Below are 23,674 nucleotides of genomic sequence, written 5' to 3'. Positions count from 1 at the left end.
CCGCCACCAGCGGCTACTCCTTGGCCGCCGCCCGCGAACGCCCGCGCGGCAGCACCCGCAGGGCGTCGCCCATGTCCGCGACCTCGATCACCTTCATCCCGGCCGGGACCTTCCCCGGATCGCCCGGCACCAGCGCGTGCGTGAAGCCGAGCCGGTGCGCCTCGGCGAGCCGCCGCTGTACGCCCGTAACCCGCCGCACCTCGCCCGCGAGCCCGACCTCGCCGATCGCCACGAGGTTCTTCGGCAGCGGGACGTCGCTCGCCGCCGAGGCCAGCGCGAGCGCGATCGCCAGGTCCGCGGCCGGCTCGGTCAGCTTCACCCCGCCCACGGTGGCGGAGTAGATGTCGCGCTTGCCGAGCGCGGTGATCCGGCCGCGCTGCTCCAGCACGGCCAGCATCATCGAGACGCGCGAGGTCTCCAGGCCGGAGGTGGTCCGCCGGGGCGAGGGGATCTGCGAGTCCACGGTCAGCGCCTGCACCTCGGCGACCAGCGGGCGCTTGCCCTCCAGGGTCACCGTCAGGCAGGTCCCGGGGACGGCCTCCGCGCGCCGGGTCAGGAACAGCCCGCTCGGGTCGGCGAGCCCGGTGATCCCCTCGTCGTGCAGTTCGAAGCAGCCGACCTCGTCGGTGGCGCCGTACCGGTTCTTCACCCCGCGCACGAGGCGCAGCCGCGCGTGCCGGTCGCCCTCGAAGCTGAGGACCACGTCGACGAGGTGCTCCAGCAGGCGGGGGCCGGCGATCGCCCCGTCCTTGGTGACGTGCCCGACCAGCAGGGTGGCCATGCCGCGCTCCTTGGAGGCGCGGATCAGCGCCCCGGCCACCTCGCGGACCTGGGCCATGCCACCGGGCGCGCCGTCGATCTCGGGCGAGGCGACGGTCTGTACGGAGTCCAGGATCAGCAGCGAGGGCCGTACGGCGTCGAGGTGGCCCAGTACGGCGGACAGATCGGTCTCGGCGGCGAGGAAGAGGTGGTCGTTGAGCGCGTTGATCCGGTCGGCCCGCAGCCGCACCTGGCTCGCCGACTCCTCGCCCGTGACGTAGAGGGTGCGGTGCGCTTCGCTCGCCGCCTTCGCCGCGACGTCGAGCAGCAGCGTCGACTTGCCGACGCCCGGCTCGCCGGCCAGCAGGACGACGGCGCCGGGTACGAGCCCGCCGCCGAGGACCCGGTCCAGCTCGTCCACGCCGGTGCTGCGGGCGGTCGCCGTCCGGCCGTCGACCTGCGCGATCGGGAGCGCGGGCGCGGAGACCCGGCCGGCGGCGGTGGTCCGTACGGCGGGCGCGCCGCCCATCTCCTCGACGGTGCCCCACGCCTGGCACTCGGGGCACCGACCGAGCCATTTCGCGGTCGTGTACCCGCACTCGGAGCAGCGGTAGGACGGCCGGTCCTTGGCGGATGAACGAGATGTACGGGCAGCCATGCGGCCCACGGTATCCGGAGCCTGTGACAGCGGGTTCCGGGCCGGGTCGCGGCCGGGCCCCGGGCCGGGTCGGGGCCCGGCCGCGACCGGGTCCCGGCCACCGGGCGCGGGCCCCGGCGTCAGGGCCCCGGTCAGCACGCGCTCGATCTGTTCACCCGTAAGGGCTAAAACAGCTGAAGGCTTCACGGCCGTCACGGGCGCGCGGCCTACCTTCGCCAGGGTGAACAGCAGCAATCAGGAAAGCCCCGCCCAGCGCACCGGCGCACACCGGGCGCACGGGCGCACGCCCCCCGCGGGCCCCCCTGAACGTCCCGAGGGCCGCGAAGAAGACCCCGAGGGCGCCGAAGGCTTCGCAGGTCCCGGACGTCTCGGGAGCCCGGAACGGGAACAGTCGACCCTGCCGGCCCCGTTCCGGCACGAGCCGTATCTGGACGGCCTGTTCACCTACTGCCTGTCGGTCCTGTGCGACCACGACGCCGCCACCGACGTCCTTGCCGACGTCCTCGCCGTCGCCGAGCGCCACCCCGGCCGCTGTCCCGACGAGGGCGACCGGCGGGCCTGGCTGTACGCCCTCGCCCGCTGGGCCTGCCTGCGGCGGCTGGCCGAGCACCGGCGGACCCGGCAGGGCGCGCATTCCGCACGGCGCACGCCGGAGCGCAGGGACGCCGAGCATGCGCCGGAGGCGTACCGTTCCGGCACCCTCGACGTGAGCGCGTACCGGCGCACCGAACTGGCCCGGCTCGCGTGGCCCGAGGCCGCCGGGACCACGCCCGCGCAGCGCGAGGCCCTCGAACTCGCCGTCCGCCACCGCCTCGGCGTCCCCGAACTCGCCGCCGTGCTCGGCACGCCCCCCGCCCTCGCCCGGGAGCTGCTGGCCGGCGCCGCCTGCGAGGTCGAGCGGACCCGCGCCGCCCTCGCCGTCGTCGAGACCGGCGGCTGCCCCGCCGTGTCCCGGCTCACCGGCGACGGCGACGGGCAGGTGCTGCTGTCCACCACCCTGCGCGCCGAGCTGGTCCGCCACGTCGACGACTGCCCGCGCTGCCGCCGCGTCGCCGAGCGGGTGGACGCCGCGGCCCCCTGGCCCGGCACCGGCGGCATCGACGCCGCCCTCCCGCTGGTCCCAGCCCCGCGCACCGCCGTCCGCGCGGCCATGGTCCGCTCGGGCGGCCGCCGCGGGCGCCGCCCCGGCCCGCGCTTCGACCGCACCGGCTTCCCGATGGACCCCCGGGACCGCGCGGCCCGCCGCGACCGGCTGCGGGCCCGGGCCGTGACCACCACCGTCGTGGCCACCGTCGTCGCGGCCCCCGTCCTCGCGCTGTGGGCGGCGTACCGCGGCGCCCCGGAGACCGGCGAGCCCGTCGGATCGGACTCGACCCGGATCTCCGCGAGCGAGTCCGAGCTCCCGGTCCCGGGCCGGGACGGCCGCCCGCAGCGCGCGTACGAGAACGCCGGCAACACCGCGCACACCACCGGCGAGCCCGGCTTCGCCCAGGGCGGCTCAGGCCCGGACGGCTCGGACGTCTTCGTCGAGGTGATCAGCACCGGGGAGTCCACCGCCCCCGACGACCGGCCGGGGAACCCCGGGCGGCTCTCCGTCGCCGCCTCCTCGCACGGGGGCACCACCATGCTCACGCTCACCGCGTCGGGCGGGGCGCCGGTGGACTGGCAGCTCTGGTCCGACGCGCCGTGGCTGAAGGCGAGCCGGTCCGCGGGCACGCTGGATCCCGGCGCCTCGTTCACCGTGTGGATCACCGTCGACACCGCGGCCCAGCCCGTGGGCGCCTGGTCCGCCCGGATCGGGGTGGAGCCGGGCGGCGCGGTGATCTCCATCCAGGGCCGCGGCCGTCCGGCGCCCACGCCCCCGCCGCAGTCCGCGGACCCGACGCCGAGCCCTACGCCGACGCCCACGCCGAAGCCGACGGAAACCCCGGCGCCGACGCCCACGCCCACCCCGACGCCGACGCCCACGGCGACGGCGAGCGCGCCAGGAGGAACGGTTGGCCCGTCGGCGGATCCGAGCGGACCGGGACCGTCCTGAGGCCTACGGGGTGACGGGTCCTACGGGGTGACGGGGTCGGCGGGGTGCGGCGCCATCGGCAGCAGAGAGGACAGACGCGCCTCGCACAGCCGCACCAGGGCCTCGTACCCCTCCTTGCCCATCAGCTCGGTCAGCTCGGCGCGGTACGACACGTACACCGGATCGCCGGCGCCGTGCGCGGACGTCGCCGACGTGCACCACCAGTGCAGGTCGTGCCCGCCCGGACCCCAGCCGCGCCGGTCGTACTCGCCGATCGACACCTGGAGCACGCGGGTGTCGTCGGGCCGGTCGATCCACTCGTACGTCCGGCGGATCGGCAGCTGCCAGCACACGTCGGGCTTGGTCTCCAGCGGCTCCTGACCGCTCTTGAGCGCCAGGATGTGCAGGGAGCAGCCCGCCCCGGCGGGGAAGCCGGGCCGGTTGAGGAAGATGCACGCGCCGTCCCAGCGGCGGGTCTGCTTCTCCCCGTCGTCGTCGAGCTGCGTCCACCCGGTCTCGCTGCCGACGTCGTGGAACTGCCACAGCTCGGGGGTCAGCCGCGCCACGTGCTCGGCGACCCGCTTCTCGTCGTCCTCGTCCGAGAAGTGCGCGCCGAGGGTGCAGCAGCCGTCGTCGGCCCGGCCGGCCTGGATGCCCTGGCAGCCGCTGCCGAAGATGCACGTCCAGCGTGAGGTCAGCCAGGTCAGGTCGCAGCGGAAGACCTGCTCGGCGTCGGCGGGATCGGGGAACTCCACCCAGGCCCGGGGAAAGTCGAGCCCCTTCTCGTCGTCACGAGCGGCGGCGGAGGCCTTGGCGGAGGCCTTGGCCTTCTTCGCCTTGTCGGGCTTGTTGGACTTGCTGGCCTTCTTCGTATTTGGCACAAACCCAAGCCTAAGGGCCCCTTACCTCACCCGTACTCCAGCCGCACAGTAGCGTTTCCTCGTATGAGACTCGGTGTCCTTGACGTGGGTTCGAACACGATCCATCTGCTGGTGGTGGACGCGCACCCCGGCGCGCGCCCGCAGCCGGCGCACTCGCACAAGGTTGAATTGCGGCTGGCGGAGCTGCTCGACGAGCGCGGAGCGGTCACCCCGGAGGGCGTCGAGCGCCTCGTCTCGGTGATCGGCGAGGCGGCGCAGGCCGCCGAGGACAAGGGCTGCGAGGACGTCCTCCCCTTCGCGACCAGCGCCGTACGGGAAGCCACGAACGCGGACGAGGTCCTGGCCAGGGTGCTGGCCGAGACCGGGATCGACCTGCCCATCCTGAGCGGTGAGGACGAGGCGCGGCTGACGTTCCTGGCCGCCCGGCGCTGGTTCGGCTGGTCCGCGGGCAAGCTGCTGGTCCTCGACATCGGCGGCGGCTCGCTGGAGATCGCGTACGGCATCGACGAGGACCCCGACGCGGCCGTCTCGCTGCCGCTGGGCGCGGGCCGCCTCACCACGGGCTGGCTGCCGGGCGACCCGCCGGACCCGGCGGACGTACGGGCCCTGCGGCGGCACGCGCGGGCCCAGATCGCCCGTTCGGTCCGGGAGTTCAGTCGTTTCGGGGCGCCGGACCACGTGGTGGCGACATCGAAGACGTTCCGCCAGCTGGCCCGCATCGCGGGCGCGGCCCGCTCGGCGGACGGCCTGTACGTCCAGCGGGACCTGACCCGCAAGTCCCTGGAGGAGTGGGTCCCGAGGCTGGCGGCGATGACCACCGCCCAGCGCTCCGCCCTCCCGGGCGTCTCGGAGGGCCGCGCGTCCCAGCTCCTGGCGGGAGCCCTGGTCGCGGAGGGCGCGATGGACCTCTTCGGCGTGGACGAACTCGAGATCTGCCCCTGGGCCCTGCGGGAGGGCGTGATCCTCCGCCGCCTGGACCACTTGCCGTCCTGAGGGCGTTGCGGCGACGGAGCCCGGGTATCGGGGGCGGCGTGGTCGGCGTCACGGTCCTTCCCGGCCGTGACCCGTACCCTGTCCCCGTGGCAGAACCCGTTCGGATCCCGACTGCGAAAGTCGCCCTTTCCACCGCCTCCGTCTACCCGGAGTCGACGGCGACCGCCTTCGAGATCGCCGCGCGCCTCGGGTACGACGGCGTCGAGGTGATGGTCTGGACGGATCCGGTCAGCCAGGACGTCGACGCCCTGCGGCGGCTGTCCGATCACCATCAGGTGCCGATCCTCGCCGTGCACGCCCCCTGTCTGCTGATCACGCAGCGCGTGTGGTCCACCGATCCCTGGACCAAGCTCCAGCGCGCGCAGGCCGCCGCCGAGCGGCTGGGGGCCTCCACCGTCGTCGTGCACCCGCCGTTCCGCTGGCAGCGGCAGTACGCGAAGGACTTCGTCACCGGGATCTGGCGGATGGCCGACGAGACCGACGTCCGGTTCGCCGTCGAGAACATGTACCCGTGGCGGTACCGGGACCGCGAGATGCTCGCCTACGCCCCCGAGTGGGACGTGACCAAGGACGACTACCGGCATTTCACCGTCGACCTCTCGCACACCGCCACCGCCCGTACGGACGCCACCGCCATGATCGACCGCATGGGGGACCGGCTGGCGCACGTGCACCTCGCCGACGGGAACGGTTCGGCGAAGGACGAGCACCTCGTCCCCGGCCGCGGCACCCAGCCCTGCGCCGAGCTGCTGGAGCGGCTGGCCCGGGTCTCCTTCGACGGGCACGTCGTCATCGAGGTCAACACCCGCCGCGCGATGTCCTCCGCCGAGCGCGAGGCCGACCTCGCCGAGGCCCTGGCCTTCACCCGCCTGCACCTCGCGACCCGTCCCGCCGGCGCCCCGGTCAGGACCCCCCGCCCGTGACCGGACCCGCCAAGCCGCGCCGCGGGCCGGGCCGGCCCCGCCACGACGAGGCCGAGGAAGGCCCCGGCACCCAGGAGCGCATCCGGCTGGCCGCGCGCGAGGTGTTCGCGGAGCGCGGGTACGACAAGACGTCCGTACGCGGCGTCGCGAAGGTCGCCGGCGTGGACCCGGCCCTGGTCCACCACTACTTCGGCAGCAAGGACGACCTCTTCGCCGCGGCCATCGAGGTCACGATGGAGCCCGCCCTCGTCGTGCCGGCGATCGTGGGGGAGGGCCCCGAGGGCATCGGGGAGCGGTTGGCCCGCTATTTCCTGGGCATCTGGGAGAACCCGGCCAGCCGGGCCCCCCTCCTCGCCGTCATCCGCTCCGCCCTCACCCACGAGGCCGCGGCCGCGGTGCTGCGGCGGCTGGTCCTGCGCCGGGTCCTGGAGCGGGTCGCGGCCGACCTCGACGTCCCCGACCCCACCTTCCGCGCCGAGCTCGCCGCCTCCCACATGATCGGCATCGCGCTCCTGCGGTACGTGGTCCAGGTGGAGCCCCTCGCGTCCGCCGACCCGGAGGACATCATCAGCCTGGTCGCGCCCACCCTTCAGCGGTATCTCACCGAGGAATGACCGGGGAACGACCGAGGAGTGAGCCTGTCGTCCCGTCATACGGACAACCTGTCCGTATCGCGGGCCGGGAGCGTAGCCTCGTAACCGAGCCATATCCACAGTCATGCACAGTCGCGGCGGCGTGCGAACGCCACCGCACCCATGGGGAGTGAACCCGATGCCCGAGCTGAGGTCCCGCACCGTCACCCACGGCCGCAACATGGCGGGCGCACGCGCCCTTATGCGTGCGTCGGGCGTAGCGAGCGCGGACATCGGGAAGCCGATCATCGCGGTCGCCAACTCCTTCACCGAGTTCGTCCCCGGCCACACGCACCTGGCCCCCGTCGGCCGGATCGTCTCCGACGCCATCCGCGCCGCCGGCGCGATCCCCCGCGAGTTCAACACCATCGCGGTCGACGACGGCATCGCCATGGGGCACGGCGGCATGCTGTACTCCCTGCCCTCCCGCGACCTGATCGCGGACAGCGTGGAGTACATGGTCGAGGCGCACTGCGCCGACGCGCTCATCTGCATCTCCAACTGCGACAAGATCACGCCCGGCATGCTGATGGCCGCCATGCGCCTCAACATCCCCGTCGTGTTCGTGTCCGGCGGCCCGATGGAGGCCGGGCAGGCCGTCCTCGTCGACGGCACCGTCCGCAAGCTCGACCTGATCGACGCCATGGTCGACGCCTCCAACGAGAACGTCTCCGACGAGGACGTGCTGCGGATCGAGGAGAACGCCTGTCCGACCTGCGGGTCGTGCAGCGGCATGTTCACCGCCAACTCGATGAACTGCCTCGCCGAGGCCATCGGGCTCGCGCTCCCCGGCAACGGCTCGGTCCTCGCCACGCACACCGCCCGCCGCGCCCTGTACGAGGACGCCGGCCGGACGGTCGTCGAGATCACCAAGCGGTACTACGAGCAGGACGACCACTCGGTCCTGCCGCGCTCCATCGCCACCCGACAGGCCTTCGAGAACGCCATGGCCCTCGACATCGCCATGGGCGGATCGACGAACACGATCCTGCACCTGCTCGCCGCCGCGCAGGAGGCGGGCCTGGAGTACGACCTCACCGACATCGACGAGGTGTCGAGGCGGGTCCCGTGCCTGGCCAAGGTCGCGCCGAACGTGGCGCCCGGCGGTACGTACTACATGGAGGACATCCACCGGGCCGGCGGCATCCCCGCCATCCTCGGCGAGCTGCACCGCGGCGGACTCCTGAACAAGGACGTCACGACGGTCCACTCGGAGAACCTGGAGGACTGGCTGGCGAAGTGGGACGCGCGCAGCGGCACGGCGAGCGAGACGGCCATGGAGCTGTGGCACGCGGCCCCGGGCTGCGTGCGCTCCGCCACCGCCTTCTCCCAGTCCGAGCGCTGGGACACCCTCGACCTGGACGCGGAGGGCGGCTGCATCCGGTCGGTGCAGCACGCGTACTCCAAGGACGGCGGGCTGGCGGTCCTGCGCGGCAACATCGCGGTGGACGGCTGCGTCGTGAAGACGGCGGGCGTCGACGAGTCGATCTGGACCTTCGAGGGCCCGGCGGTCGTCTGCGAATCGCAGGACGAGGCGGTCGACAAGATCCTCCGCAAGGAGATCAAGGCGGGCGACGTCGTCGTCATCCGCTACGAGGGCCCGCGCGGCGGCCCCGGCATGCAGGAGATGCTCTACCCGACGTCCTTCCTGAAGGGGCGCGGGCTCGGCAAGGTCTGCGCGCTCGTGACGGACGGCCGCTTCTCCGGAGGCACCTCGGGCCTGTCCATCGGCCACGCCTCCCCTGAGGCGGCCTCGGGCGGCGACATCGCGGTCGTCGAGGACGGCGACCGCATCCGGATCGACATCCCGAACCGCTCGATCGAGCTGCTGGTGGACGAGGCCACGCTGGCCGCGCGCCACGCGGCCCTCGGCGGCGTCTACGCCCCGAAGAACCGCGAACGCAAGGTCTCGGCGGCGCTGCGCGCGTACGCGGCGATGGCGACGAGCGCCGACAAGGGCGCGGTCCGCGACGTGTCGAAGCTGGGCGTCTGACCCCTGCCGCCCCTCGGGCCGGGCCCCGGCCCCGCCCCTGCGGCCCGCACCGTACGGGAGCCACCGCGGACCCCGCCGGAACACTCCGGCGGGGTCGCCGCGGTTCAGTCCCGCCGGCTCGATCCGGCCCCGCCGGCCCGGCCGGCGGCGAGGCTCCGGCGGCCGTACGGCGTCACCAGCGCGCCGCGTCGGCGGCGCTGACCGCGAAGACCGAGCCGTCCGGGGACGTGGCGTAGACGCGGCCGGCGGCGGGGACCGGGGGTGGCAGGGTGGCCGTGAACCCGGCGCGGCCGTCGCCCGGGCGGGGGCGGGTCTGGCCCACCAGCCGGCCGGTCCCGGCGTCGACCGCCAGCAGCCGCCCGTCCGGCGCCGTGAGGTGGATCCGGCCGTCGGCCGCCACCGGGCGGGACGCCACGGCCAGACCGGTCTCCAGCCGCCACTGCTCCCGCTCCGTGCCCACCGCGACCAGCGCGCCCGAGACCCCGACGGCGTAGACCGCGCCGTCCGTGCCCACCGCCGCCTCCGCGTCGAACAAGGGCGCCGACAGCCGGACCCGCCGTACCGCCTGCGTCGCCGTGTCCACCCGGACCACCGCGCCCGTCTTGCCGTCCGCGTCTCCGTCCAGCAGGTACAGCCCGCCCTGGGCGGCCCCGACCGGCCGCAGCCGCCCCGCCGTCCGCAGCTGCCAGCGCACCGCCCCGCTCGCCGGATCCACCTCCACCAGCTGCGAGCTCCCGCCGGCGCCGTCCGGTGTCGACACGTACACCGCCGGGCCGCCGCCCCACCACACGGAGCCCACTCCGCCGATCTGCTTCGTCCACCGCACGGCCCCGCTCGCCGCGTCGAGCGCCGTCACGCTCCCGTGCGGCGGTACGAGCAGCACCTGCCCGCCCGCCGCCACCGCCCGGGCACCGTCCGGCAGTTTCCGCTGCCAGCGCTCGGCGCCCGTACCGGGATCCAGCGCCTGCAGCGTCCCGCTGCCCGGCGCGGCCACGAGCACCAGCCCGCCCGCGTGCAGCGGCGCACCGTCCGCCGCGGTCCGCGCCCGCGGGGCGGCCGCCTTCAACGACCACACCACCGACCCGTCCGCCGGGTCGAGCCGGGCCACCGTCACTCCCGGCCCCGCGCAGTACAGCGCCGCCGACTCCCCCCAGGAGCACGAGCCGGTCCGGCCGCCGGCCCCCGCCCCCGCTTCGCCCAGGGGGACCGCCCAGGGTACGAACGGCTTCCCCGGAGCCGCGGCCGCCGCCGGATCCGCCTTCGCTCCGGGCTGCTCCGGCGGACCGGCCCCCGCCCCGAAGTGCAGGTACCCGCCCACGGCCCCGCCCGCCAGCAGCAGCCCGACCGCCGCCGCAGCAGCCCGCGCCCCGCGCCGCCGCCGGCCGGGGTGCCCGGCCCCGGCCGTGACCGCGATCCGCTCCCGCCGGTGCGTCGCCTCGGCAGCGGGTCCCGCCGCGGCAGACGGTCCCGCCGCGGCAGTGGATCCCGCCTCGGCCGGCTGCCGCGGCTGCGGCACGAACACCTGGGTGTCCTCGGAGGTCGGGTACGCCACGGCCCGCATCTCCGCGATCAGCTGCGCCGCGGTGGGCCGGTCCGCCGGCTCCTTGGCCAGGCACCGCGCCACGAGCGGTACGAGCTGCTCCGGCAACCCGCTCAGGTCGGGCTCGGCATGCACGACCTGGTACGCCACCAGGTAGTGACTGTCGGAGTCGAACGGCCCGTGCCCGGTCGCCGCGTGGACGAGTACGGCTCCCAGCGCGAAAACGTCCGCGGCCGACCCCACCTCCCGCGGCCGCTGGAACTGCTCCGGCGCCATGTACGGCGGCGTCCCGATCAGCTTCCCCGTCTCGGTCCGCAGATCGCTGTCCGCCGGCCGCGAGATGCCGAAGTCGATGACCCGGACCCCGTCCGGGGCCATCAGTACGTTGCTGGGCTTCAGGTCCCGGTGGACGACCCCCGCCCGGTGGATGTCCCGCAGCGCCTCCGCCAGCCCCGCGGCGAGCCGGGCCAGCTCGGCGGGGTCCAGCACCCGTTCCCGTACGCGCTCGGCCAGCGTCGGGGCGTCGATGAACAGGGTGGCCATCCACGGCCGTTCGGCATCCGGATCGGCGTCCACGACGGGCGCGGTGAACGCCCCGCTGACCCGCCGCGCGGCGGCGACCTCCTGCCGGAAGCGGGCCCGGAACTCCGGATCGACCGCATGCTCGGCATGCACGATCTTGACGGCGAGTTTCAGCCCCGAACCGGAGGTGGCCAGATGGACGACGCCCATCCCGCCGGAACCGAGCACCGATTCCAGCCGGTACTGGCCGGCGTACTCCGGAAAGCCCACGTAGTCCGCGCGCAGCGAATGCACCGCTCAACCACCCCCGCCGGAGCCTAGTCGATGGGCCGTACGAATCTCCAAGGGTCCTGCTACCCTGCGCGAGTTGCGCTCGGCAACACCCGTGGGGGGAGATTTCACATGTCCGTGGAGAACGATTCCAGCCAAGTCCAGAGCCTCGCCGCCGGCTCGGGATTCCAGACGTTTCCGGTCGCTCCGGGCTACCGGGTGAACGTCCGCAGCGGTCCGGGGACGAACTACTCGGTCATCGACACCCTGCCGTACGGCGCGACCGTCACGATCCGCTGCCAGTGCGACGGCACGACCGTCTCGGGTCCGTACGGCACGTCGGACATCTGGGACTGCATCGGCAACGGCCGCTTCGTCTCCGACGCGTACGTGAAGACCGGCGCCGACGGCTACGTCGCCAACCGCTGCGGCTGACACCCCCCGGGGCGTGTCCGGCGGATCGGGGCGGGCGGGCCGCCCGTCTGCCACGTGAGACACCCCCGGCCGGGTCGGCGCGGAGGGGGATAATCGCCGGTGTGAGCGACGACGACCAGCGAGACCAGACCCCCGCCGACCCGGCCGCGCAGGCCCCCGCAGCCCCTGCGGCCGCCGCCGGTCCCGAGCCCGAGCCGATCCGGTTCTTCGAGACCACCTGGGTGAACCACGACGGCGGCTACGCCCTGCGCCGCGTCGCCGTCGGCGCCGGCTCGCTCATCACGGCCATCGCTGCGGCCGTCCTGCTCCGCCTCTCCTACGAGGGGCTGGAGATCGGCAACGTCGGCCCCTTCCTCAGCATCTCCGTCGTCGTCCTCTTCGCGATCGCCAGCGCCATCGCCTTCGTGAAGACCTGGGACTCCTTCAGCCGCCGTCCCGCCCCGTCCTCCGACGAGGCCGCCCTCAAGGGCCTGAAGGCGATCGGTTTCATCGGCTCCCTCATCGCGTACTTCCTGCGCTGCTTCTTCGAGGCCCCCGGCGAGAAGCTGCGCCGCGCCGAGTACGAGCGCGCCACCGCCGAGTTCGCCCGCCGCCGCAGCGCCCGTACGGGCAACCCGGCCGCGCGCCGCCCCAAGCGCAAGAAGTAGAGAAGCCCGAGCCCCGCCTGTTGACGCCCCGGCACAGCCAGGAGCATTATTCATCACATGATGAATAATGCGCAGACGGCTCCCACCGAGCCCGCCTCGCCCGCCGCCGTGCACGCCCGAGGGCTCACCGTCCGCCGGGGCACCGGCCGCACCCCCCGCACCGTCATCGACTCCATCGCCTTCGACGTCCCCCGCGGCCGCATCACCGGCCTCCTCGGACCCTCCGGCTGCGGCAAGTCCACCCTCATGCGCTCCATCGTCGGCACCCAGGCCCACGTCACCGGCACCCTCGAAGTCCTGGGCAGCCCCGCCGGCCACCCCGAACTCCGCTCCCGCATCGGCTACGTCACGCAGGCCCCTTCGGTCTACGACGACCTCACCGTCCGCCAGAACCTCGAGTACTTCGCCGCCGTCCTCACCCCCGGCCGCGCCGCCGCCGACCGCCGCCGCGCCGCCGTCACCCGCGCCATCGCCGACGTGGACCTCACCGGCCGCGCCGGCGCCCTCGCCGGAAACCTCTCCGGCGGCCAGCGCAGCCGCGTCTCCCTCGCCGTCGCGCTCCTCGGCACCCCCGAGCTCCTCGTACTCGACGAGCCCACCGTCGGCCTCGACCCCGTCCTGCGCCGGGACCTGTGGAACCTCTTCCACGACATCGCCGCCACCCGCGGTGCCACGATCCTCGTCTCCTCCCACGTCATGGACGAGGCCGAGCGCTGCCACGACCTGCTCCTCATGCGCGAGGGCCGCATCCTCGCGCAGGACACCCCCGACGCACTGCGCACCCGTACGCACTCCGCCACCGTCGAGGAGGGCTTCCTGCGCCTCGTCGACGAGGCCAACGCCGAAGCGAAGCCCGAGGTCGCCCGATGAGCACCGCCCGCACCACCGCCACCGCCGCCCGCGTCCTGCGCCAGCTGCGTCACGACCCGCGCTCCATCGCGCTGATGCTGCTGGTCCCCGTACTCATGCTGACGCTGCTGCGCTTCGTCTTCGACGGTAACCCGCGCACGTTCGACAGCATCGGCGCGTCCCTGCTCGGGATCTTCCCGCTCATCACGATGTTCCTGGTGACCTCGATCGCCACCCTGCGCGAGCGCACCTCCGGCACCCTCGAACGCCTCCTCGCGATGCCGCTGGGCAAGGGCGACCTCATCGCCGGCTACGCCCTCGCCTTCGGCGCCGTCGCCGTCGTCCAGTCCCTCCTCGCCACCGGCCTCGCCCTCTGGCTCCTCGGCCTCGACGCCGTCGGCTCGCCCTGGCTGCTCCTGCTCGTCGCCCTGCTCGACGCGCTCCTCGGCACCGCCCTCGGGTTGTTCGTCTCCGCCTTCGCCGCGTCCGAGTTCCAGGCCGTCCAGTTCATGCCGGCCGTGATCTTCCCGCAGCTCCTGCTGTGCGGCCTGTTCGCGGCGCGCGACACGATGCACCCCGTCCTCGAAGGCCTCTCGGACGTCCTGCCCATGTCGTACGCCGTCGACGGCATGACCCAGGTCCTCACCCACACGGACATGACGGCCGACTTCGTCCGCGACGCCGTGATCGTCGCCGCCTGCGCCCTGCTCGTCCTCGCCCTCGGCGCGGCCACCCTCCGCCGCCGTACGCCCTGACCGGCAGGTCTGACCGCACTGCGGACAGCACCTCGCCGTTCGTCCCACGGGTGAAAGGATGAGGAGGCAAACGCATCACGCGTGAAACGCGTGCGGAAAAGTTCGGCGAGGTGGATCGGGCATGACCCAGACAGTCGCAGTCCTCGGTACCGGCAAGATCGGCGAGGCCCTGCTCAGCGGAATGATCCGCGGCGGCTGGCCCGCCTCCAAGCTTCTCGTCACCGCCCGCCGTCCCGAACGCGCCGAGGAGCTCCGCTCCCGCTACGGGGTCGAGGCCGTCTCCAACGCGGAGGCCGCCAAGCGCGCCGACACCCTCATCCTCACCGTCAAGCCGCAGGACATGGGCAAGCTCCTCGAGGAGCTCGCCCCGCACGTCCCCGCCGACCGTCTGGTCATCAGCGGCGCCGCGGGCATCCCCACCTCCTTCTTCGAGGAGCGGCTCGCCTCCGGCACCCCTGTCGTCCGCGTCATGACGAACACCCCCGCCCTCGTCGACGAGGCCATGTCCGTCATCTCGGCCGGCAGCCACGCCACCGCCGAACACCTCGCCCACACCGAGGAGATCTTCGGCGGCGTCGGCAAGACCCTGCGCGTCCCCGAGTCGCAGCAGGACGCCGCCACCGCCCTCTCCGGCTCCGGCCCCGCCTACTTCTACTTCCTCGTCGAGGCGATGACCGACGCCGGCATCCTCCTCGGGCTGCCCCGCTCCCAGGCGCACGACCTCATCGTCCAGGCCGCCATCGGCGCCGCCGTGATGCTCCGCGACAGCGGCGAGCACCCGGTCAAGCTCCGCGAGGCCGTCACCTCCCCGGCCGGCACCACCATCAACGCGATCGTCGAGCTCGAACGGCACGGCGTGCGCGCCGCCCTGATCGCGGCCCTCGAAGCGGCGCGCGACCGCAGCCGCGAACTCGCCTCCGGCAACAGCTGACACGGCATGCAGGGAGGTACGGGCCCGCGGCGAGCGGGAGCCCGTACCTCTCCGCGAGGGTCAGGGCTCCAGCAGCCCGATGGCCCGGTACGCCCGGTCCACGATCGGCCGCGCCAGGTCCCGGGCCCGCCCGGCCCCTACCCGCAGCACCTTCTCCACCGCCGCCGGTTCGGCCGCGAGCTCGGCATGCCGCTCCTGCACCGGCCGCAGCAGCTCCACCACCGCGTCGGCGACGTCCCGCTTGAGCGCCCCGTACCCGCTGTACCCCTCGGCGAGGGCGGCCGGATCCCCGCCGGTGCAGGCGGCCAGCACGTCCAGCAGGTTCGCGACCCCCGGCCGCGCCTCCCGGTCGTAGACGACACCGCCGTCGCCGCTGTCGGTCACGGCCCGCATGACCTTCTTCCGGATCACCCCGGGCTCGTCCAGCATGAACACCACGCCGGGCCCCGGCCCGCCGGACTTCCCCATCTTCGACGTCGGCTCCTGCAGGTCCATGACCCGCGCGGCCACGTCCGGCAGCGTCGCCTTCGGCACCGTGAACGTCTGCCCGTACCGCTGGTTGAACCGCACCGCCAGATCCCGGGCCAGCTCCACGTGCTGCCGCTGGTCCTCACCCACGGGGACCTCCTCGGTCCCGTAGGCCAGGATGTCGGCGGCCATCAGCACGGGGTACGTCAGCAACGACAGCCGTACGCCCTCCCCGGATGCCTGCGCCCGTGCGGACTTCTCCTTGTACTGGATCATCCGCCGCATCTCGCCGTCGGTGGCGGTGCACTCCAGCAGGTACGAGAGCCGGGTGTGCTCGTCGACGTGGCTCTGCATGAACAGGGTGCATTTGTCCGGGTCCAGCCCCGAGGCGAGGAACAGGGTCGCCACCTGCCTGCTGAGCCGGCGGACCCGCGCGGGATCGTGCTCGACGGTCAGTGCGTGGAGGTCCACGACGCAGAACAGCGCCTCGTCCGGCCGCTGGTCGGCGGCGACCCACTGCCGGAGGGCCCCCAAGTAGTTCCCCAGCGTCAGGTGCCCGGTCGGCTTGATCCCGCTGAAGATCCTCGTCATGTCCTGTCTCCCTGTTCGTGGCTGGTGTCGGGACCGCCGCGTCGGGCGACCGAGCCACTCCCGGGAGGGAGAAACAGAAACGGCCGCCGTAAGCGGCGGCCGTGAGCGCATGCGTGCTCGCGTGGAAGGTCGGCCGCCGTCAGGCGGCCCACCAGCGAAGGCTGGACGTGAGCGCATGCGTAGTCATGGGGATCAGGCTAGCCCTTCCGGCGGCCCCTGTCCCGGGGTTGACACACCTGTCGGGGGTCCGTAAGGTTCTTCGAGTTGTCCGACGTGAGCGCCGACCCCGGTCGGTCCCCGGACAGTCATCCCGCACTACACATTCGAACGAACGACGCACTGTGTCGTCTCGTTTTCATGCGTATTTGCGAATGAGGAATCCGTGTCCGAGGACGCGGCCGCCGATTAGGTTCGGGGGCAAGGAATCCGCTACTGTCTCACTCGCCGCAAGGGCCCAACAGCCCGAGCAGCGAAACCCGCTGACTGGGAGTCAGGCCCGAAAGGATCTGATAGAGTCGGAATCGCCGGAAAGGGAAAACGCGAAAGCGAAGAACCTGGAAAGCAAGCGGAACTGACTCTGATAGAGTCGGAAACGCAAGAACGAAAGCCCGGAGGAAAGCCCGAGAGGGTGAGTACAAAGGAAGCGTCCGTTCCTTGAGAACTCAACAGCGTGCCAAAAATCAACGCCAGAAGTTGATACCCCGTCCACTTCGGTGGATCCAGATGTGGAAGCCCGGTAACGGGTGGAGCTGACTGGTACTAATAGGCCGAGGGCTTGTCCTCAGTTGCTCGCGTCCACTGTGTTAGTTCTGAAATAACGAACAGCTGTGTTCATGCCAGCGTTCAAATTTCATAGTGTTTCGGTGGTCATAGCGTTAGGGAAACGCCCGGTTACATTCCGAACCCGGAAGCTAAGCCTTTCAGCGCCGATGGTACTGCAGGGGGGACCCTGTGGGAGAGTAGGACGCCGCCGAACAATCATTGTGGGAAAGCCCCGCACCTTATGGTGCGGGGCTTTTCTGCGTTTACGGGCATTTTTTGCGTAGGGTCGGAGCCATGGGCTACGACCTCGTCATCTTCGACAACGACGGCGTTCTGGTGGACAGTGAGCCGGTCGCCAACACGATCCTCGCCGCGTACCTCACCGAGTTGGGGCATCCCACCTCGTACGAGGACTCGATCCGCGACTACATGGGTGCCGCGGTGCACCGGGTGCACGACCTCGTGCTCGACCGGACCGGGGAGCGGTTGCCGGCCGAGTTCGACGCGACCCTGCACGCGCGGACCTTCGCCGCGTTCGAGCGGGAACTGTCACCGGTCACCGGCGCCGTCGACGTACTCGGGGCACTGACCGCCCACGGGGTGCCGTACTGCCTGGCCTCCTCCGGGAGTCACGAGCGGATCCGGGTCGGACACCGGGCGGCCGGACTCGACGGGTGGTTCGAAGAAGAGTGGATCTTCAGTTCCCAGGACGTGGGGAAGGGGAAGCCGGCTCCCGATCTGTTCCTGCACGCGGCCCGGTCCATGGGCGTCGAACCCGCGCGGTGCGTGGTGATCGAGGACAGTCCGCTCGGGGTGCGGGCCGCCGTCTCCGCCGGGATGGACGTGTACGGGTTCACCGCGATGACGCCCGCCGAGCGGCTGGCCGGGGCCACCGGTCTGTTCGGGGAGATGAAGGAGCTGACGGGCCTTCTGGAACTCCCTGCGTGATCTCTCTACCCACGGGTAGCCCGCGGGCCTACGCTGTGCCGCCATGACAGCTGATGTGCGGCTCCGCCGTGGGCGCGGGTCCCTGGGGTTCAGTTTCTTCGTGCAGGGCGTGACCTTCGCCCTCCTCGTGACGCGGATCCCCGCCATCCAGGACCGGTACGGGATATCCGACGGGCTGCTGCCCGCCTTCCTCGCCGCCGTGCCGATCCTCGCCGGGGCCTCCAGCGTCGCCACCGAGCACCTCGTGAAGCGGGTCGGGGCCGCCACCGTACTGCGGTGGGCGCAGCCGCTCGTCCTGCTCGCCCTGCTGGGTGTCGGTGCCGGTACGCAGATGTGGCACGCGGCGCTGGCGCTGGGGGCGTTCGGGCTGTCCGTCGGTGCGCTCGACGCCTCGATGAACATGCTCGGGGTGAGCCTGCAGCGGGCGTACGGGCGCAGCATCATGCTCGGCTTCCACGCCGCGTACAGCCTGGGCGGGATCGTCGGGGCGTCCGCGGCGTGGGCCGGGGCGCACTGGCACCTGTCGCTGTTCACCTCGTACCTGCCGGCCGTGGTCGTGCTGCTGCCGCTCGCGTTCCACGGGTCCCGGTTCTACGTCGACCGGCAGGACGCCGAGGACCAGGCCGCCACCGAGAAGGGGCTCGGGGCCGGGGGGTTCCGGCTGCTGCTGCCGCTGTGCCTGGTGATGGCGTGTGCGTACATCGGGGATTCGACCGTCTCGAACTGGAGCGCCAAGTACCTCCAAGACGTGCTGGGGAGCTCGGAGCAGCTGGCGACGGTTCCGTACAACGTCTACATGGTGACCACGTTGATCGGGCGGGCCGTCGGGGACCTGGGCGTGCGGCGCTTCGGAGCGGTGACCGTCGTGCGGATCGGGACGGTGGTCGCGGCCGGCGGGTTCGCGGTGGTGGCGGCCGCGCCCGGGGCGTGGACGGGGATGCTCGGGTTCACTCTGCTGGGGATCGGGCTGTGCGTGATCGTGCCCCAGACCTTCGCCGCGGCGGGCCGGCTCTTCCCGGGTGCCTCCGACACCGCCATCGCGCGGCTGAACATCTTCAACTACGTGGGATTCCTGATCGGATCGCCGCTCGTGGGCGGGATCGGGGACGCCTGGAGCTACCGGGGCGCGATGCTCGTGCCGATGGCGCTGGTCCTCGTGACACTCTTCCAAGCCCGCTCGTTCGGTGCGGAGGGCGCCCGATACGGTGTCGGGCATGAGCGGCGAGCCGGTGACCGGGCTGTTGATGTGGGACGAGGCGGTAACGAGGTATGACTTCGGACCGAGCCATCCGATGGACCCGGTGCGCCTGGCGCTGACCATGGGCCTGGTGCGCGCCTTCGGGCTGGACCGGGAGATGGAGGTACGGGCGGCCCGCGCGGCCGGTGACTCGACGCTGCGGCTGGTCCACCGGGAGGACTACGTGGCCGCGGTGCGCGAGGTGTCCGCGGACCCGGGGGCGGCCGACGGATCGTACGGCCTGGGGACGATGGACGATCCGGCCTTCCACGGGATGCACGAGGCCTCGGCGCTGATCGCGGGGCAGTCGGTGGCGGCGGCGGAGGCGGTCTGGCACGGGGAGGCCCAGCACGCGGTGAACTTCGCGGGCGGGCTGCACCACGCGATGCCGGGCGGGGCGGCCGGGTTCTGCGTCTACAACGACGCGGCGCTCGCGATCGCGCGGCTGCTGGAGCTGGGGGCCGAGCGGGTCGCGTACGTGGATGTGGACGTGCACCACGGGGACGGGGTCCAGACGGTGTTCTGGGACGACCCGCGCGTGCTGACGATCTCGCTGCACGAGCATCCGCGCTCGCTGTTCCCGCAGACCGGCTGGCCGGAGGAGACGGGCGGGCCCGCCGCGCAGGGTGCCGCGGTGAACGTGGCGCTGCCGGCCGGCACCGGGGACGAGGGGTGGCTGCGGGCCTTCCACGCGACGGTGCCCGAGCTGTTGGAGGAGTTCCGGCCACAGGTGCTGGTGACCCAGCACGGGGCGGACACGCACTTCGAGGATCCGCTGGCGCACCTGGCGGTGTCGCTGGACGCGCAGCGGTCGGTGCAGGAGGCCTGCCACCGGCTCGCGCACGAGTACGCGGGCGGCAGGTGGCTGGCCCTGGGCGGCGGCGGGTACGCGGTCGTGGACGTCGTACCGCGGTCGTGGACGCACCTGGTGGGGATCGCGGCGCACCGTCCGGTCGATCCGCAGGCGGCGGTGCCGCAGGCGTGGCGGGACGAGGTGTACGCGCGGACGCGGCAGCCGGCACCGGCCCGGATGACGGACGGGCGGACGGTGGCGTGGCGTGACTGGGAGGCGGGCTACGATCCGGCCGACCGGATCGATCAGGCCGTTCTGGCGACGCGGCGCGCGGTGTTCCCGTTGCGTGGTCTGCTCACGTAAGGCCTGGGCGGGGCGATGCATCGTTACGCCAACGGTGGGGCTGTTCCCGGGAATTGATGATCGGCCCGGTGGTGTGCGGCAGCATCGGAGGGTGTTGAGCACCGGCGCGCTGCGTGCGCATCTGCTGGCCGCCCGGTTGGCCGGGCCCGTCGCCACGTCGCGGGAGGAGAGCCTGCGCAGCTACCGGTTGTTCGCGGCCCGGGATCCGCGGGTGCTGCTGGGGCTGGATCCGCAGTGGGGCTGGGGCGAGGGTGACCTGCTGAGACTGATGGCGGGCAAGTGCGGGGTCTCGGAGGATCCGGCGCACGTCAGCGGGCCGGACGTGATCGATCCGGAGCTGACGCTGGCGGGTCTGGAGGCGTTCGCGCAGCGGCTGCGGGTGGCGGCCGGGGCGCGGTCGCCCGTGTTGTTCGGGACGGGGCATCCGCACCGTCTCCTGGGGTTCTACGCCAGTTTGGCTCGGGCCCTGTCGGCGGTGGGATGTGTTGTGCTCACTCCGGCGCAGGGGGTACGTGTCGACATGGCGACCCGGTTCGGCGTACGCAGGCACAGCATCGATTACGTACGGGGAGTCGCGTTGGTGCGGGAACCCGGCGTGCGGCCGCCGGGGAGTGCCACCGGCGTGCACACCCATTCACCTCTGCCGGTTCGGATCGCGCTGGGGGCTCTCGCGGAGGCCGGCGGGCCCTTGCCGGAATTGGTGGTGGGGGATCACGGGTGGGTCTGCGGCGCAGGTCAGCTGGGTGTGGAGGCGATCGGGCTGGCGGATACGGACGACCCGGCGCTCTTCGTCGGCGAGGCGGAGGGGCGGGTGGCGGTGGCCGTTCCACTTGATGACGCGGTGCACGCGGACTACTACAGACCGCTGATTCGCTATGTACTCGATCGGGCGAGACTGCCGGGTGCGCAGGAGTGGCCGTAGCTCCTCTTCCCCACTCGTATCACACGCCCCTACTCTGGGAGTGAGCGTGCGACGACGAGGAGTAACCGGAGGGGAAGCCGGTGCCCGTCATGCGCGGAAGGTCAAGGTGTGTCATGGCTGCTGGCGAGAGGCCTCTCAGCGAGGTCGTGTTCCTGACCGTGGCAGAGGTTGCCTCGGTGATGCGAGTGTCGAAGATGACCGTGTACCGCCTGGTGCATAACGGTCATCTGCCCGCAATCCGGGTGGGCCGGTCCTTCCGGGTCCCCGAAAACGCGGTTCACGAGTACCTCCGAGAGTCCTATGTGGGGGTGGAGTCGGCCTGAGATTGACCCGCGGTGTCCCTCGGATTACGGGCTCGGAGCTCGGGCGGGTAGGCTAGGCCGACGTAGGTCGTGTGGGCCCAGACGCCCCGCACCGATCTCCGCTAGCGCGGAGATGTTCCGAGAAGTGAGCGAGGGTAGTCGTGGGCTCTGTTATCAAGAAGCGGCGCAAGCGGATGGCTAAGAAGAAGCACCGCAAGCTGCTCAAGCGCACCCGCGTCCAGCGCCGTAACAAGAAGTAAACGGCAGCTGTACGTGTTCTCCGCAGCCCCTCCACCAGACTTTGGTGGAGGGGCTGCGGTGTAGCCGGGGGACGACGAGGAAGGCGCGGAGCTCGTGGGGAAGGTCGTGCTCGTTACCGGGGCTGCCCGGCAGCTGGGGGGCCGCTTCGTGCGGCGCGTCCAGCGTGATCCCGAGGTCGCTCGGGTCATCGCGGTCGACGCGGTGGCGCCGCCGCACCGGCTCGGGTCGGCGGAGTTCATCCGTACGGACATCAGGCAGTCGTCCATCGCCCGGGTGCTCGCCGAGCACGCCGTGGACACGGTGGTCCATCTCGCCGTGACCGGCGGCGGCGCGGGCGCGGGCGGCACGGGCAGTGCCGTCAAGGAAACCAACGTCATCGGCACGATGCAGCTGCTCGGGGCCTGCCAGAAGTCTCCGACGGTACGGCGGCTCGTGGTGAAGTCCAGTACCAGCGTGTACGGGGGCGCCTCGCGGGATCCGGCCGTTTTCACGGAGACCACGCAGCCCAAGTCGCTGCCGGCGGGAGGCTTCGCCAAGGACGCCGTCGAGGTCGAGTCGTACGTACGGGGCTTCGCGCGCAGGCGGCCGGACGTGGCGGTGTGCGTGCTGCGCTTCGCGAACATCCTGGGGCCGTACGCGGACTCCGCCCTCGCCGAGTACTTCTCGATGCCGGTGATGCCGACGGTGCTGGGCTACGACCCGCGGCTCCAGTTCGTGCACGAGGACGACGTCCTGGACGTGCTGCGGCTGGCGGCGGGGGAGCCCGGGCGCGGGACGCTGAACAGCGGGACCTTCAACATCGCGGGGGACGGGGTGCTGCTGCTGTCGCAGTGCGCGCGCCGGCTGGGACGGCCGACGGTGCCGCTGCTGCTGCCCGCGGTGACGTGGGTGGGGTCGGCGCTGCGGGCGGTGGGCGTCACCGATTTCTCGCCGGAGCAGATCAGACTGCTGACGCACGGGCGGGTCGTGGAGACTTCGCAGATGCGGGACGTGCTGGGATTCAAGCCCATGTACACGACCGTGGAGACGTTCGCCGATTTCGCGCGCAGCCGCGGGAAGGGGCTGCTGCCGCCGGAGCAGGCGGGGCAGGTCGTGGACCGGGTCGCCGCCGCGCTGAAGGTGGACAGCTTGAACGTCGGGGTTGCCGGAGCCGAAGAGGGAGCGCAGCGATAGTGGCGGACGCCAAGGTCATTCCGTTCGACGAGGACCGGCCGCGCCGGCGGGTCGCCGGGAGCCGCAGAGTACGGGCGGTGCCCGCTCCGGAACCGGTGGCGGAGGCCGTGGAGGCGGCCGTGGCGGAGCCCGCCGCGGTGGAGTCCGGCGGGGCGGCCTGGGACCGGCGGATCGCCGGCGGGCTGGCGTTCCTGCGGCGCCGGGTCACCGGGGACTACGAGGTCGACGAGTTCGGCTACGACAAGGAGCTGACGGACCAGGTCCTGATGTCCTTGATGCGGCCGCTGTTCGACAAGTACTTCCGGGTCGAGGTCAAGGGCATCGAGAACATCCCGGCCGAGGGCGGTGCGCTGATCGTGGCGAACCACTCGGGGACGCTGCCGCTGGACGGGCTGATGATGCAGGTGGCGGTCCACGACCACCACCCGGCGCAGCGGCACCTGCGGTTGCTGGCGGCGGACCTGGTGTTCATGCTGCCGGTGGTGAACGAGTTGGCGCGCAAGGCCGGGCACACGCTGGCGTGCTCGGAGGACGCGCAGCGGCTGCTGGAGGCCGGTGAGCTGGTCGGGGTGATGCCGGAGGGCTTCAAAGGGATAGGGAAGCCGTTCGGAGACCGTTACAAGCTCCAGCGGTTCGGGCGCGGCGGGTTCGTGTCGACGGCGCTGCGGGCGGGGACGCCGATCGTGCCCTGCTCGATCGTGGGGGCGGAGGAGATCTACCCGATGGTCGGCAACGCGAAGACCGTCGCCCGGTTGTTGGGGATCCCCTACTTCCCGATCACGCCGACGTTCCCTTGGCTGGGACCGTTGGGGGCGGTGCCGCTGCCGACGAAGTGGACGATCCAGTTCGGCGAGCCGATCGCGACGGACGGCTACCCGCCGGAGGCGGCGGAGGACCCGATGCTGATGTTCAACCTGACGGACGAGGTCCGCGAACAGATCCAGCACACCTTGTACAAGCTCTTGGTGCAGCGGCGGTCCGTGTTCTTCTGATGTCGCGGTACGACGCAGGCCCTCATCCCGTCGGGGTGAGGGCCTGCGCTTTGTGCG

General features: G+C 72.3%; 22 protein-coding genes and 1 rRNA gene. 19 read left to right on the top strand and 4 right to left on the bottom strand.

Going from position 1 to position 23,674, the window contains the following annotated elements; translation table 11 throughout:
• Positions 1 to 13 precede the first annotated feature (13 nt).
• Positions 14 to 1,417 carry a DNA repair protein RadA gene (gene radA, locus K7B10_RS18915; protein ID WP_229337367.1) on the bottom strand — a complete coding sequence of 468 codons (1,404 nt, stop codon included), beginning with the start codon at positions 1,415 to 1,417 and terminating at the stop codon, positions 14 to 16.
• 220 nt (positions 1,418 to 1,637) lie between these two features.
• On the opposite strand from radA, the gene K7B10_RS18910 reads away from it, so the two are divergent.
• On the top strand, positions 1,638 to 3,455 hold the full coding sequence (locus K7B10_RS18910; protein ID WP_229337366.1) for a BACON domain-containing protein: 1,818 nt from the start codon (positions 1,638 to 1,640) through the stop codon (positions 3,453 to 3,455).
• A 20-nt stretch (positions 3,456 to 3,475) separates the two neighbouring features.
• Here K7B10_RS18910 and K7B10_RS18905 read toward each other — a convergent pair whose 3' ends face one another.
• The gene (locus tag K7B10_RS18905; RefSeq protein ID WP_229337364.1) at positions 3,476 to 4,315 is read right to left on the bottom strand and encodes a DUF3109 family protein; all 840 of its coding nucleotides are present in this window, start codon (positions 4,313 to 4,315) and stop codon (positions 3,476 to 3,478) included.
• Between the two features lie 63 nt (positions 4,316 to 4,378).
• On the opposite strand from K7B10_RS18905, the gene K7B10_RS18900 reads away from it, so the two are divergent.
• From K7B10_RS18900 to ilvD, 4 genes are all read left to right on the top strand, one after another.
• Positions 4,379 to 5,308, top strand: coding sequence for a Ppx/GppA family phosphatase (locus K7B10_RS18900; RefSeq protein WP_229337362.1), 930 nt, complete (start codon positions 4,379 to 4,381; stop codon positions 5,306 to 5,308).
• 86 nt (positions 5,309 to 5,394) lie between these two features.
• Positions 5,395 to 6,231, top strand: coding sequence for a sugar phosphate isomerase/epimerase family protein (locus tag K7B10_RS18895; RefSeq protein WP_229337360.1), 837 nt, complete (start codon positions 5,395 to 5,397; stop codon positions 6,229 to 6,231).
• Positions 6,228 to 6,845 (top strand): TetR/AcrR family transcriptional regulator, encoded by a 618-nt coding sequence (locus K7B10_RS18890; protein WP_229337358.1) that lies wholly within the window; start codon positions 6,228 to 6,230, stop codon positions 6,843 to 6,845. The genes K7B10_RS18895 and K7B10_RS18890 overlap by 4 nt, the downstream gene beginning before the upstream one ends.
• A gap of 157 nt (positions 6,846 to 7,002) precedes the next feature.
• Positions 7,003 to 8,856, top strand: coding sequence for a dihydroxy-acid dehydratase (ilvD, locus tag K7B10_RS18885; RefSeq protein ID WP_030867837.1), 1,854 nt, complete (start codon positions 7,003 to 7,005; stop codon positions 8,854 to 8,856).
• 172 nt (positions 8,857 to 9,028) lie between these two features.
• Here the strand turns inward: ilvD and K7B10_RS18880 are convergent, their stop codons facing one another.
• Complete coding sequence (locus K7B10_RS18880) at positions 9,029 to 11,212, bottom strand: serine/threonine-protein kinase (RefSeq protein ID WP_229337356.1); 2,184 nt, start codon at positions 11,210 to 11,212, stop codon at positions 9,029 to 9,031.
• 108 nt (positions 11,213 to 11,320) lie between these two features.
• Between K7B10_RS18880 and K7B10_RS18875 the strand changes: the two genes are divergently transcribed.
• From K7B10_RS18875 to proC, 5 genes are all read left to right on the top strand, one after another.
• Positions 11,321 to 11,623 carry an SH3 domain-containing protein gene (locus K7B10_RS18875; protein ID WP_229337353.1) on the top strand — a complete coding sequence of 101 codons (303 nt, stop codon included), beginning with the start codon at positions 11,321 to 11,323 and terminating at the stop codon, positions 11,621 to 11,623.
• Between the two features lie 101 nt (positions 11,624 to 11,724).
• Positions 11,725 to 12,270 (top strand): hypothetical protein, encoded by a 546-nt coding sequence (locus K7B10_RS18870; protein WP_372481432.1) that lies wholly within the window; start codon positions 11,725 to 11,727, stop codon positions 12,268 to 12,270.
• Positions 12,271 to 12,327: 57 nt separating this feature from the next.
• Positions 12,328 to 13,140 (top strand): ABC transporter ATP-binding protein, encoded by an 813-nt coding sequence (locus K7B10_RS18865; protein WP_229337351.1) that lies wholly within the window; start codon positions 12,328 to 12,330, stop codon positions 13,138 to 13,140.
• On the top strand, positions 13,137 to 13,874 hold the full coding sequence (locus K7B10_RS18860) for an ABC transporter permease (RefSeq protein ID WP_229337349.1): 738 nt from the start codon (positions 13,137 to 13,139) through the stop codon (positions 13,872 to 13,874). The genes K7B10_RS18865 and K7B10_RS18860 overlap by 4 nt, the downstream gene beginning before the upstream one ends.
• A gap of 121 nt (positions 13,875 to 13,995) precedes the next feature.
• Entirely contained in the window at positions 13,996 to 14,805 is an 810-nt protein-coding gene (gene proC, locus K7B10_RS18855) for a pyrroline-5-carboxylate reductase (protein ID WP_229337347.1), read from the top strand.
• A 60-nt stretch (positions 14,806 to 14,865) separates the two neighbouring features.
• On the opposite strand, the gene trpS is transcribed toward proC, so the two are convergent.
• On the bottom strand, positions 14,866 to 15,864 hold the full coding sequence (gene trpS, locus K7B10_RS18850; protein WP_229337345.1) for a tryptophan--tRNA ligase: 999 nt from the start codon (positions 15,862 to 15,864) through the stop codon (positions 14,866 to 14,868).
• Positions 15,865 to 16,723: 859 nt separating this feature from the next.
• On the opposite strand from trpS, the gene rrf reads away from it, so the two are divergent.
• From rrf to K7B10_RS18805, 9 genes are all read left to right on the top strand, one after another.
• A 5S ribosomal RNA gene (gene rrf / locus K7B10_RS18845) occupies positions 16,724 to 16,840 on the top strand.
• Positions 16,841 to 16,920: 80 nt separating this feature from the next.
• Positions 16,921 to 17,574, top strand: a complete 654-nt coding sequence (locus K7B10_RS18840) for an HAD family hydrolase (protein WP_229337343.1) — start codon at positions 16,921 to 16,923, stop codon at positions 17,572 to 17,574.
• 43 nt (positions 17,575 to 17,617) lie between these two features.
• Positions 17,618 to 18,847 (top strand): MFS transporter, encoded by a 1,230-nt coding sequence (locus K7B10_RS18835; RefSeq protein WP_229337341.1) that lies wholly within the window; start codon positions 17,618 to 17,620, stop codon positions 18,845 to 18,847.
• The gene (locus tag K7B10_RS18830; RefSeq protein ID WP_229345197.1) at positions 18,819 to 19,967 is read left to right on the top strand and encodes an acetoin utilization protein AcuC; all 1,149 of its coding nucleotides are present in this window, start codon (positions 18,819 to 18,821) and stop codon (positions 19,965 to 19,967) included. Before K7B10_RS18835 ends, K7B10_RS18830 begins: the two co-directional genes overlap by 29 nt.
• A gap of 91 nt (positions 19,968 to 20,058) precedes the next feature.
• Positions 20,059 to 20,889 (top strand): phosphatase, encoded by an 831-nt coding sequence (locus K7B10_RS18825; protein ID WP_229337339.1) that lies wholly within the window; start codon positions 20,059 to 20,061, stop codon positions 20,887 to 20,889.
• A 113-nt stretch (positions 20,890 to 21,002) separates the two neighbouring features.
• Positions 21,003 to 21,212 (top strand): helix-turn-helix domain-containing protein, encoded by a 210-nt coding sequence (locus K7B10_RS18820; protein ID WP_158708561.1) that lies wholly within the window; start codon positions 21,003 to 21,005, stop codon positions 21,210 to 21,212.
• 140 nt (positions 21,213 to 21,352) lie between these two features.
• Positions 21,353 to 21,451: a 30S ribosomal protein bS22 gene (locus tag K7B10_RS18815; protein WP_003948845.1), complete on the top strand. Its 99-nt coding sequence runs from the start codon at positions 21,353 to 21,355 to the stop codon at positions 21,449 to 21,451.
• Positions 21,452 to 21,545: 94 nt separating this feature from the next.
• Positions 21,546 to 22,625: an NAD-dependent epimerase/dehydratase family protein gene (locus K7B10_RS18810; protein WP_229337337.1), complete on the top strand. Its 1,080-nt coding sequence runs from the start codon at positions 21,546 to 21,548 to the stop codon at positions 22,623 to 22,625.
• Positions 22,625 to 23,617 carry a lysophospholipid acyltransferase family protein gene (locus K7B10_RS18805; RefSeq protein WP_229337335.1) on the top strand — a complete coding sequence of 331 codons (993 nt, stop codon included), beginning with the start codon at positions 22,625 to 22,627 and terminating at the stop codon, positions 23,615 to 23,617. Before K7B10_RS18810 ends, K7B10_RS18805 begins: the two co-directional genes overlap by 1 nt.
• Positions 23,618 to 23,674: the final 57 nt, after the last annotated feature.

The organism is Streptomyces flavotricini (genome assembly GCF_020639365.1).
Classification (GTDB): Bacteria; Actinomycetota; Actinomycetes; order Streptomycetales; family Streptomycetaceae; genus Streptomyces; species Streptomyces flavotricini.
Note: the sequence above shows the minus strand (reverse complement) of the source record. Positions and strands in the feature narration are given on the sequence as shown.

What these genes read in the sequence shown, in the direction of transcription:
- K7B10_RS18840 (WP_229337343.1), top strand. Translation starts at nt 16,921, where the DNA reads ATGGGCTACGACCTCGTCATCTTCGACAACGACGGCGTTCTGGTGGAC.
- K7B10_RS18900 (WP_229337362.1), top strand. Translation starts at nt 4,379, where the DNA reads ATGAGACTCGGTGTCCTTGACGTGGGTTCGAACACGATCCATCTGCTG.
- K7B10_RS18835 (WP_229337341.1), top strand. Translation starts at nt 17,618, where the DNA reads ATGACAGCTGATGTGCGGCTCCGCCGTGGGCGCGGGTCCCTGGGGTTC.
- proC (WP_229337347.1), top strand. Translation starts at nt 13,996, where the DNA reads ATGACCCAGACAGTCGCAGTCCTCGGTACCGGCAAGATCGGCGAGGCC.
- radA (WP_229337367.1), bottom strand. Translation starts at nt 1,417, where the DNA reads ATGGCTGCCCGTACATCTCGTTCATCCGCCAAGGACCGGCCGTCCTAC.
- K7B10_RS18820 (WP_158708561.1), top strand. Translation starts at nt 21,003, where the DNA reads ATGGCTGCTGGCGAGAGGCCTCTCAGCGAGGTCGTGTTCCTGACCGTG.
- K7B10_RS18875 (WP_229337353.1), top strand. Translation starts at nt 11,321, where the DNA reads ATGTCCGTGGAGAACGATTCCAGCCAAGTCCAGAGCCTCGCCGCCGGC.
- K7B10_RS18865 (WP_229337351.1), top strand. Translation starts at nt 12,328, where the DNA reads ATGATGAATAATGCGCAGACGGCTCCCACCGAGCCCGCCTCGCCCGCC.
- trpS (WP_229337345.1), bottom strand. Translation starts at nt 15,864, where the DNA reads ATGACGAGGATCTTCAGCGGGATCAAGCCGACCGGGCACCTGACGCTG.
- K7B10_RS18830 (WP_229345197.1), top strand. Translation starts at nt 18,819, where the DNA reads ATGTGGGACGAGGCGGTAACGAGGTATGACTTCGGACCGAGCCATCCG.
- ilvD (WP_030867837.1), top strand. Translation starts at nt 7,003, where the DNA reads ATGCCCGAGCTGAGGTCCCGCACCGTCACCCACGGCCGCAACATGGCG.
- K7B10_RS18860 (WP_229337349.1), top strand. Translation starts at nt 13,137, where the DNA reads ATGAGCACCGCCCGCACCACCGCCACCGCCGCCCGCGTCCTGCGCCAG.